Source organism: Lentzea sp. NPDC051838 (assembly GCF_040681245.1).
Classification (GTDB): Bacteria; Actinomycetota; Actinomycetes; order Mycobacteriales; family Pseudonocardiaceae; genus Lentzea.
Map to the genome: position 1 here is coordinate 1 of NZ_JBFAYI010000070.1, position 8716 is coordinate 8716.

At 67.4% G+C, this 8716-nt stretch carries 16 protein-coding genes; all 16 read right to left on the minus strand.

Going from position 1 to position 8716, the window contains the following annotated elements; translation table 11 throughout:
• Positions 1–103: 103 nt before the first annotated feature.
• Positions 104–1327: a site-specific integrase gene (locus AB0M24_RS47785; RefSeq protein WP_363781891.1), complete on the minus strand. Its 1224-nt coding sequence runs from the start codon at positions 1325–1327 to the stop codon at positions 104–106.
• Positions 1327–1509 (minus strand): helix-turn-helix domain-containing protein, encoded by a 183-nt coding sequence (locus AB0M24_RS47790; protein ID WP_363781893.1) that lies wholly within the window; start codon positions 1507–1509, stop codon positions 1327–1329. Before AB0M24_RS47790 ends, AB0M24_RS47785 begins: the two co-directional genes overlap by 1 nt.
• Entirely contained in the window at positions 1506–2858 is a 1353-nt protein-coding gene (locus AB0M24_RS47795) for a replication initiator (RefSeq protein WP_363781895.1), read from the minus strand. Before AB0M24_RS47795 ends, AB0M24_RS47790 begins: the two co-directional genes overlap by 4 nt.
• Before the next feature lie 49 nt (positions 2859–2907).
• Positions 2908–3177: a hypothetical protein gene (locus AB0M24_RS47800; protein WP_363781897.1), complete on the minus strand. Its 270-nt coding sequence runs from the start codon at positions 3175–3177 to the stop codon at positions 2908–2910.
• A 104-nt stretch (positions 3178–3281) separates the two neighbouring features.
• Positions 3282–3527 (minus strand): hypothetical protein, encoded by a 246-nt coding sequence (locus tag AB0M24_RS47805; RefSeq protein ID WP_363781899.1) that lies wholly within the window; start codon positions 3525–3527, stop codon positions 3282–3284.
• A gap of 27 nt (positions 3528–3554) precedes the next feature.
• Positions 3555–4400, minus strand: a complete 846-nt coding sequence (locus tag AB0M24_RS47810) for a hypothetical protein (RefSeq protein ID WP_363781901.1) — start codon at positions 4398–4400, stop codon at positions 3555–3557.
• A gap of 5 nt (positions 4401–4405) precedes the next feature.
• The gene (locus tag AB0M24_RS47815) at positions 4406–4633 is read right to left on the minus strand and encodes a hypothetical protein (protein WP_363781903.1); all 228 of its coding nucleotides are present in this window, start codon (positions 4631–4633) and stop codon (positions 4406–4408) included.
• Positions 4630–4974, minus strand: a complete 345-nt coding sequence (locus AB0M24_RS47820) for a hypothetical protein (RefSeq protein ID WP_363781905.1) — start codon at positions 4972–4974, stop codon at positions 4630–4632. The genes AB0M24_RS47815 and AB0M24_RS47820 overlap by 4 nt, the downstream gene beginning before the upstream one ends.
• Entirely contained in the window at positions 4971–5195 is a 225-nt protein-coding gene (locus AB0M24_RS47825) for a hypothetical protein (protein ID WP_363781907.1), read from the minus strand. The genes AB0M24_RS47820 and AB0M24_RS47825 overlap by 4 nt, the downstream gene beginning before the upstream one ends.
• Complete coding sequence (locus tag AB0M24_RS47830) at positions 5192–5581, minus strand: hypothetical protein (RefSeq protein ID WP_363781909.1); 390 nt, start codon at positions 5579–5581, stop codon at positions 5192–5194. The genes AB0M24_RS47825 and AB0M24_RS47830 overlap by 4 nt, the downstream gene beginning before the upstream one ends.
• Entirely contained in the window at positions 5581–5940 is a 360-nt protein-coding gene (locus AB0M24_RS47835; protein ID WP_363781911.1) for a hypothetical protein, read from the minus strand. Before AB0M24_RS47835 ends, AB0M24_RS47830 begins: the two co-directional genes overlap by 1 nt.
• Before the next feature lie 5 nt (positions 5941–5945).
• On the minus strand, positions 5946–6152 hold the full coding sequence (locus AB0M24_RS47840; RefSeq protein WP_363781913.1) for a hypothetical protein: 207 nt from the start codon (positions 6150–6152) through the stop codon (positions 5946–5948).
• Position 6153: 1 nt separating this feature from the next.
• The gene (locus tag AB0M24_RS47845) at positions 6154–7512 is read right to left on the minus strand and encodes an FtsK/SpoIIIE domain-containing protein (RefSeq protein WP_363781915.1); all 1359 of its coding nucleotides are present in this window, start codon (positions 7510–7512) and stop codon (positions 6154–6156) included.
• Positions 7513–7606: 94 nt separating this feature from the next.
• Positions 7607–7789, minus strand: a complete 183-nt coding sequence (locus tag AB0M24_RS47850; protein WP_363781917.1) for a hypothetical protein — start codon at positions 7787–7789, stop codon at positions 7607–7609.
• A gap of 1 nt (position 7790) precedes the next feature.
• Positions 7791–8069, minus strand: coding sequence for a helix-turn-helix domain-containing protein (locus AB0M24_RS47855; protein WP_363781919.1), 279 nt, complete (start codon positions 8067–8069; stop codon positions 7791–7793).
• A gap of 262 nt (positions 8070–8331) precedes the next feature.
• Positions 8332–8716, minus strand: a 385-nt coding sequence (locus AB0M24_RS47860; protein ID WP_363781921.1) for a hypothetical protein, incomplete at its 5' end; no start/stop codon positions are given.

Genomic DNA, 8716 nt, shown 5'->3' on the forward strand with positions numbered 1-8716 from the left:
AATCGCAGGGTTACTGGTTCGAGTCCAGTTGGGGGAGCGTAACAGCAGGTGAGGCCCCATCCGATCATGGATGGGGCCTCACCTCGTTTCACGGATCCCCGCTTTACCCCTCGGAATCGTCGCGACTCAGTTCGGCCGGCGGGAGGGGCACGGGGTCCACACCGTGGCCGAGCGGCCCGACGACCGCGAGCGGCTCCAGGGCAGCGGCAGCGCCAGTCTTGCGCACCTTCCGCTTGAAGTAGTTGTCCTGGGTCATCGACACCTTGGCGTGGCCGAGCTGGTCAGCAGCGGCGCGAGCGGTCAGGCCCGCGTCGTCCATGATCGAGGCCACGGTCTTGCGGAACACGTGACTCGTCACCCAGCCGTAGCCCGCCACCGCGAACGCCTCCTTGAGGTCCGCGTTGGTGTTCGACGGGTCACGTAGACCGCCCAGCGGAGCGGTGAAGATCGGGTCGTCCGGCTTGGCGTCCGCCGGTCGGCGGCGGATGAGCATGGCCACGGCCCAGGACGGCAGCTCCAGCGTCCGGTAGCCGGTCTTGCTCTTGGGCTTCGGCTTGAGCACCAGCCCGACCTTCCTGACCCGGATCACGATGGCGCGCACCTCGACCGTGCCGGCCTCCAGGTCGACCGCGTCCCAGACGATCCCCGCTGTCTCACCGATGCGAAGCCCGGTCGCGAGCATCATGTCGGTGAAATCCGGCAGGTCTCGCCGCATGGCGACCGGGTCGGTGGCGATCCTGGCCCTCAGCTCTTGCGCCTGAGCGATCTCCAGGGCGCGGGCGGGCCCAGCGGCGCTCTCGATCCGCCGTACGTCCCGGACGGGGTTGTGGTCGAACGCGTCGTGCCGGGTGGCGAGGCCCAGTACGCCGCTCAGCACCGTCCGGGTCATCTTGGCGACCGCTTGCCCGTTCTTCTCCGCCGTGTCCTTCACGACGCGGTCCACTCTGGACACGGTCACTTCGGACATCCGCAGTTCGCCGATCGCTGGGATGATCTGAGTGTCGAGGCGATCGCGGTACTGCCGCTCGGTGCCGGGGGACTTCTTGCCGGACCTCACCTCAGCCGCGATGTCCTGGAACCAGAGTTCGGCCACCGCCTTGAGCTTCGTGTCCTTCGTGATCTCGGCGGACGCGTCGATCCGGCCCCGGTCACGTAGCGCCTCCTTGAGCCGAGCGAGCGCCTTGGCCGGTGTGGGCCCGGTGCGCTCGACAGTCCGCGTGACGCCGTCGTAGTCGCGGTAGTTCGTCACCGCCCGGAACTTGCCGTTCGGGGTCGGGTAGCACCTGATCTCGCCGTAGGTGCCGATCGGCAGACGTGGACGCGCCATCACGCGGCCCCCGCAGGCTGCGCCTTGAACCACGCCCTCACGACGTCCGGGTCGTAGCGGACGTGCTTGCCGACCCGCCGGCCCTCAGGCCCGTAGTTCGTGGTGCGCCAGCGGTACAGCGTCGCCACCGGTACGCCCAGGTACAGGGCGACCTGATGAATGTCCCAAAGCGACTCGATCATGCCGCTACCTCCTGTTCGTACTTGCGTTGGCGTTGTTCCTTTCGACCCTCAGCGATGGCGAGCGCGAGGGTTCGTTCGGCGTCAGTGCTGTAGCCGGAGCCGGTGTAGGTCCAGTCGTTGATCACCGTGACCGTGTTCGGGTCGTAGCCCATGCGGTCGAGGACTTCGAGCGTGCGGAACGTGCGCTGTTCCTCGCGGATGGCCTTGAAGGTGGTGCTGTAGCGCTGCGACTTGCTCAGGAAGTGGCCGCGAAACCCGAGCATGTGCGCCCAGCGGCGCAGGTTCAGCGACTCGTAGCCGTCCAGGCCACCGAGATCCCACGCGGTTTGGATCATGCGTCGGTGGTGGTCGGAGACCTTGAGGTGTCCGATGTGGAGTTCGGAGAGAATGCGGCGGTCCGCCGCTTCGCTCTTGCCGGTTCCCTTGGTGGCGTACTTGGCGACGTAGCCGGCCAACCGGGCTTCGCTGATCTCGCCGTCCTGCTCGACCTCGGCCGCGTTGCTGGGCCGGATGGTGCGGTAGTCGACCTGCTCACCCCAGCACAGGGTCAGGATCTGGCCGTCAGGGCGGGCAACCTCCAGGCTCACCGAGCGCGCGGCAGCCTGGATCGCGGACGCCAGGAGTTCGGCCGTGGCCCACCTGGGCGTCGGGTCACTCGGACCCTCAGGGCCGTCTACGCGGATGACGCCGTGGAAGTGGACGAGGCCGCGCCGCTGGTATTCAGCGACCTTGGCGTAGGACAGCCGGGCGTGGTGCTTGAAGTCGTTGGCGCGCAGGCCGACCGCCTTCATCAACGCGCGCTTCACGTTGCGGATGAACCGCGCCCACAGCTCACCGGCGTTGGCCTGCCAGAGGATCGAGCCCACGTAGTCGTAGGTGTCGGGGTCAACCGGCGTGCCGATGCGCGGGTCGTCGGGGTGGTGCCAGGAGCCGCACGCGCACGGGATGGTCTTGCCTCGACTGCTCTGGCGTGCCGAGTGGACCTTGCCGAACGAGGGGGCGGTGAGGGTGGCGAAGCCGCGGGGCTTCTCCGTGACCGTGGTCGGGATGCCCTTGGAGCCACCGGCAAGCCCAGCGTGCATCAGGTGGTAGGCGTCGGCGGCGTAGCGGTCCGAGCAGGCCGGGCAGACGCTCTGCCGGCGGTTGCCGCACGGGACCAGGATGTCCCCGCCCTTGTGCTCCAAGACCTGCCCGGCGTGGTCGTGGAGCTGCCACGCGCCGAACATGCGGATGGGCTGGGCGCATCCGCCGATGGCGGTGACCTTGTCGCGCCAGTCGCGGTAGTCGACGGAGCGCAGCTTGCGGACGATGCGGTCTTCGAGGCTGGTGGCCGGGTCGGCAGGCAGCACGAGGCGTCTCCTCTCGTTCAGGCAGCGGTGGTGAGGGCGGGGAGCTGGGTCAGTCGAGGTGGTGAGCGGTGATGCGGACGAGCAGCGCGAGGCGGGCGGCGTTGCGCGAGCGGTAGTCGAGGTCGCTGCACCAGCGGGCGGCGGTGTCGCCGTCCTGACGCCAGCAGGCCCACCAGCGCACCGGGCCGTAGTGCGAGCCCTTCCACTTACGGCCGTCACCGACCCAGCCGATCCACGTGTCGTCGACCGTGACCCGGTAGACGACCGTTCCTCCGCTCCAGGTGCCGTGCGTCGGGTCCTCGTTCAGCGTGATGTCCATCAGCGGTCCCTTCCGTTGTGGCGCAACGAGAAGCGGGACACGGCTCAGGGGAGTGGCCGTGTCCCGCTCATGTGGGCAGCAGAGGGGTTGTGCGCTGCCGGGGTTCAGGTGGCGGTGAGCTTGTCGAGGTCGTTGGCCGTCGCCCAGCGCATGAACGGCCATGGCTTGCCGTCGGTGCGCAGCGGCACATCGGCGGAGGGGTCGCGGTGGTTGGGGATCAGGTCGCTGTCGCCGTTGAACTCAAGGAGCGCAACGCGTATCTCGTGCAGGTCGTCGCAGTGTTTCTGGTCGCAACGGGTCCACACGGAGCCGTCGGGGTGGGCGTGGTCGTAGTAGGTGGGACAGAGCACGGCGGTTCTCCCTTGGAGTCGGCGGGCCTAGGTGAAGGCGTGTCCGTTGCGCTGCTGGACTTCTGCGGCGATCTGAGCGGCCATTTCGGGTGCGACCTTGATGACCTGGCGGACGTCGTCGGCGGTCAGCTCACGTCTCTCGTTAGCGAGTTCGGCTGCTTTGGCCTTGACCTGGTTGAGGATCGGTTCCGGCAGCCGCACGCGGGTTCCCGTGGCCAGCGCCGCCGTGGTGCTCGGTGCCTTGCGCGGTGCGGGTCCCTCGACCGGCGCGGCCGGGGCGGTCGTGGCGTGTGCAGCGTCGCGGTAGGCGCATGCGATCGCCTCGTTGAACTTGTGCTGGATCACTGGCATGACTTCTGCGACGCCGTAGACGACCACTGGCACGATGAGGTGGATGGCGAAGTTGCCGCCATCGAAGTGCACTCCCGGTGTCCACAGTGGCGTCAGGGTGGGCCACAGGCTCATGACGAGGGTGGAGGTCAGCAGGATGCGCTTGAGGTACCGCACCCACGGTTCGCTGACCTCCAGGCCGCGCGAGAGGATTTCGGCCTCGAACATCAGCAGCGTGATCAGCAGCCCGGCGAGCATCGGTTCGGCGAGCCATGCGCCCCACCACAGCGGGTCCGACTTCGCGCGGGTGCCGGCGAGGAACGCTTGCACGCTGGTGGTGGTGAAGCCGAGGCCGAGCGTGAGGAAGGTCCACATGCCGCGCGTGATGGCGCGACGCTTGGACTCCAGCCGTACGGCGGCCATGTCCGGATCGTTGACGAGGCCGCGAAGGTGGGCGGACTCGGCTTTGCGGTGGCGCAGGTCAACGACTCGTTTCGTGACCCCGGCCGCCTCGTTGATCTCGTCAGAGTCGTTGTCCTGCAAGGGTTTCAGCTCCCTTCGGTGAACAGATGTGAGTTCCAGCGCCACTCAGCGGCGGCGGCTTCGAGCAGCCCGGCCACCTCGGTGCAGATCTCGCCGGCGCGCTGGTTGTCGGTCTTGCTCGGGTTGTCGCGACCTTCGAGCAGTCCCCGCGCGAGCAGGCCGCCCAGTTCGGCGGCGAGTCCGGGGAGGCGGGTGTCGAGGTCGTGCATGGCGTCGCGGAGCACCGCGATCACTTCCGCTTGCTCAACTGCTCGTGCAGCTGGTGGCCGGCGGGAGTGAGCACCATGCGTGCGGCGGTGAAGGTCTCGCCGGACTCGCTGCTGAGGGTGGCGGACTCGGCCCAGATCACGAAGCCGCGTTCGACCATGATGTGCGTGGTCGAGGACTCGTCGTCGCTGATCGGCTGCGCGGGTCCGTGGTCGTGCCTGATCCAGCCGTAGTCGTTGACCAGGCCCTCTCGGGTGTAGAGCACGCCCGAGACGATCATGCCCAGGACCGACTCGACGTCCGCTTTCATCCAGTCCGGCGGGAAGTCGTTCCAGTCGGACGGGTAGGGCTTCGTGACGTTGTTCATCGGTGCGTCTTTCCTTCCCTGTGTTCGCGGGACAGCCGACGCCAGTGCTCGGCTTGTTCCTCGTGGATTTCGGAGAGGCGGTGTGCGATCTGAGCCGCGTCGACCGCGTGTGCCTCGGGCAGTTCGCCGTGGTCGTCGGCGAAGCGCCGGATGATCGCGTCGTAGTCGTCGGCCAGGCTCAGGACGTCGGCCTGAGTGGACACCGGATAGGCAGTGGTCATCGCGACGTCCTGGTACGCAACATGGTCGACCGGCGCAGCAGCCCGAGTCCGCCCGGCGTGAGCTTGAGCGGGTACACGGTCTTTGCGATCACGCCGTGCCGGACCGAGGCCGGTGAGTCGAGCTTCACGAACCGTTGTGCCAGCAGGCTTTCCACCACGTCGCACATCCCATCGGGGGCGTGGCGGCAGTGCCCGTCACCGTCGAGGTGCACAACGCGGTCAGTGCCGTCCAGGCGCCCGTAGCGGCCGTTGTGGACTTCGTCCAGCACCTCGATCACGAGGTCGGCCTTACCTCCGTAGCCGGACCGTGGCGCCGGTAGTGGTGCCGGGGTGGCGTCGGTCGTGCCCGCGAACAGGTCGAGCTGACCGGGGATCGTGCGGGCCATCACCGCTCACCTCCACGCAGCTCCGCGTAGAAGGTGCGGCCGGCGGTGGCGCTGATGAACAGCGTCAGCACGTAGTCACGCGGAGGCCAGGCGTCGACGTCCAGCCAGTCACCCCGGCCCGGCACCAGCACCCCAGCACCGATCAGAGCCGTCACCGCGAGCTGGTCGTCCGCGTCGACACGGACACCGTTGCGGGCGCCGGTCAGCCGGTACACGCGGTCCACGGTGAGCGAGAACCCCAGCCCGTTGGCGTCGACTTCGGCCAGCAGCCGGAGCACCCGGTCACGGTCGAGGTCGCGGCACCGGGCCAGCCACGAGGCGGGCGAACCGGGACCGGCGAGACGAAGCGGCGAGGTCATCGTCATCACCGCCGTTCCGCGAGTTCGCGGCGGTACAGGTTGGCGAGCGTCCGCTTGAGACCGAACAGGCCCAGGCCGACGCCGAACACCGCAAGGATGAAGGCACCGTTGAATCCGCCCCACAGGTAAAGCACGAACAGCACGGCCGCGCCGACGATGGCCCAGCGGACCATTTGCCACGTCGCCCAAAGGGCGAAACCGAACCTCCACATTTCAGGCCACCACCTTTAGGCCGCCCGTGCGGCCACTCGTCACGAACTCGATCAACTCTTGAATCTCGGAGTCGTCCACATAGGACGCTCGGACGCGCAGCGGTACGCGGGACTTCTCCTGCACCACGTAGCCGATACCGGCCGTGCCGACGTCGTTGGGGATCTCGTCGGCCAGAGCACCGCGCAGGCGGGCGTTCTCGCCCAGCGTCATGTCCACGTGCGCCGCACTGGTCACGCGCAGGCAGATCCGCACCGTGAACAGGTCGCGCACCGGCACGACGTCCTTGGACGGTTCCTGCACGAAGCCGCACATGCTGTGCCCGGTCGCCCGGCCCTGGGTGCCGACGTAGGACAGCGCCTTGCGCATCGCCCGGATCACCGTCATCTCGCCGAAGCCGAGCAGCGCGCCCATCTCGTCGATGATCAGCAGGTTGAGCGGGGTCTCACGCGAGATCGAGAACTTGCGCTTTCCCTGCTCCGCCAACGTCCTCTGGACGCGTTCGAGGTCGGCGACGAACTCCTCGACCACCTCGACGCAGTCCTCGGGTTCGGCCGCGTAGCGGTAGGCGATCTCCTCGGTCTTGACCAGCTCCATCCGCTTCGGGTCCAGCACCCACAGCCGCACGAGGCCGTCACGGATCAGCGGAGCGAGCACGCGAAGCAGGGACCACACCAGCGAGCCCTTGCCCGAGCCGGTCGCGCCCGCGCCGAAGATGTGCTGACCGATCACCGGGACGCGCCAGTCGTTGCCGTACTCGTCCTCACCGATGACGACGTTCATCAGGTCCACCGTCTCGGCGTCCCACGACATCGCCGGGGCCTCGATGACCTCACCGAACGACTCACGCCGTTGCACCACCAGTGCGACGATCTGCGGCCGGATCTGCTCGATCCCGACCCGTTCGGCGTTCAGCGCGACGGCCAGTTCCTCGGTCTTGCTCTCCCACAGCTTGGCCGTCTGGCCGGGGATCATCCGCACGTACACCGTGTCCACAGAGGACGCAGCAGAGCGGAGCTTGGTGATACGCGGGACCTGGTGCTCACCGGTCTTGCGGTGCGCCGGCGCCAGGTCGACCGCCAGCATGGTGTCCTTCCACCACTTGCCGGTGTAGCGGGAGAACCAGCGGCGGCGCCACGCCCGCAGCACCGGGGCCGCGAAGTAATCGAAGCTGTCCGGGTGTGCCCGGTACCAGCTGCCCAGCGCCGTCAGCGCCCCGCCGGTGAGCGCGCCCGTGGTCGAGATACCGAGCATCACCGTGGAGGTCCCCAGGGCACCCGGTACCACCACCATGCCGGGGTGCCGGGCCGTCCACAGCAGAGCCCGCCACTCAACGCCCGTCTTGCGGTTGGAATACCTCATCGTGAATCGCCCTTTCCTGGGAGAAGCCCAGCCCCAGGAGAAATGCGTTCACAGTTCGCGTGGAGCCGGGCCACCTCCACGCATCGTCTATTTCCTAACTGTCACTGATCTTTGAACGCACGTCCTCCAGTGCGACAACCAGAGCACCCACCGCCCTGCGTGCCCGCTCGTGCGAGGAGCGGATTCCGCCGACGTCCGGAATGCCCTTGGTCGTGTCGCGCAGCGCCTTCATTCCGATCGCGATCTCGTCCAGCACGTTGTCCACCGCGTACGACATGTCACTTCACCGCCCACTCGCGCGAGACGAGGTCCGCCTCGTGGCGCTTGGCCCTGGTCCGCAGCGTGCCGACCTGCTCGTACACCTTCTTGAGCTGAGCGGCGAGTTCGTCCTTGGTCGGCAGGGAGAACCCGGCGCCAGCCTTGGAGTCGTCCACGCGCTCGATGAGCTTCCCGGCCTCGATCAACCCCTCCTCCAGGGTGTCCATTGCGCCGATGAAGTGGCCGTACCGTTCGAGGGCTTTCTTGGTCTTGTAGTCCTCGATGATCTGAATCGCCACGATCGTGCACCTCCTCTTTCCTCATGGGAGCCACGAAGACCGCCGGAAAAATGATCGGCCGGAGGTCAACGTGAATCCCCGGCGCGACTATTGCGCCGGAAAAAGGCATGGATTGGCCCACTGTGTAATTATCAAGGTTCGAAAGGAATCCCCTGCTATTCGACGGCGACGCCTACCGACGCGGATTCGCGAAGGTGGTTCGACGGTCACAGAGGCCAGATGAAGCGCGACGCGCCAGGCGTCACCGGGCAGCGCCCGCGAGTCAGGCGATCTTGACCAGACCCGTTGCGCGGTAAGCGATGCCGGACACGGTCTCGCCCCGGCCGCTCTTGAACGAGTAGAACGAGGCGCGCGGGTCAACGAGGTCCACGATGTCGCCCTCCTCGAACTCCTCGCCGGGGTCGGTCGCGAGGGTCACCTTGATCTCCTCGCCCTTCTCCCCCTTGGCCTTCATGAACACGGTCGCGGTGAACTGCTGCGCACCGTCCCGGTCCGTCACGATCTCGGTGTGACCGTCCACCTCGCGTGTCTTCAGCGTCGGCAGCTCCGTCAGCATCAGGCGACGGTCGCTGAGGATGATCGGCATGTTCTTCACGGGTGTTCCCCTCGGTGTCGCGGTCGCCTTCCGGCGAACCATCTCCTCTAGA

Bases quoted from the DNA above. Each gene is read 5' to 3' on its own strand.
- AB0M24_RS47785 (WP_363781891.1), bottom strand. From the start codon at position 1,327: ATGGCGCGTCCACGTCTGCCGATCGGCACCTACGGCGAGATCAGGTGC.
- AB0M24_RS47790 (WP_363781893.1), bottom strand. From the start codon at position 1,509: ATGATCGAGTCGCTTTGGGACATTCATCAGGTCGCCCTGTACCTGGGC.
- AB0M24_RS47800 (WP_363781897.1), bottom strand. From the start codon at position 3,177: ATGGACATCACGCTGAACGAGGACCCGACGCACGGCACCTGGAGCGGA.
- AB0M24_RS47820 (WP_363781905.1), bottom strand. From the start codon at position 4,974: ATGAACAACGTCACGAAGCCCTACCCGTCCGACTGGAACGACTTCCCG.
- AB0M24_RS47825 (WP_363781907.1), bottom strand. From the start codon at position 5,195: ATGACCACTGCCTATCCGGTGTCCACTCAGGCCGACGTCCTGAGCCTG.
- AB0M24_RS47830 (WP_363781909.1), bottom strand. From the start codon at position 5,581: ATGGCCCGCACGATCCCCGGTCAGCTCGACCTGTTCGCGGGCACGACC.
- AB0M24_RS47835 (WP_363781911.1), bottom strand. From the start codon at position 5,940: ATGACCTCGCCGCTTCGTCTCGCCGGTCCCGGTTCGCCCGCCTCGTGG.
- AB0M24_RS47840 (WP_363781913.1), bottom strand. From the start codon at position 6,152: ATGTGGAGGTTCGGTTTCGCCCTTTGGGCGACGTGGCAAATGGTCCGC.
- AB0M24_RS47845 (WP_363781915.1), bottom strand. From the start codon at position 7,512: ATGAGGTATTCCAACCGCAAGACGGGCGTTGAGTGGCGGGCTCTGCTG.
- AB0M24_RS47850 (WP_363781917.1), bottom strand. From the start codon at position 7,789: ATGTCGTACGCGGTGGACAACGTGCTGGACGAGATCGCGATCGGAATG.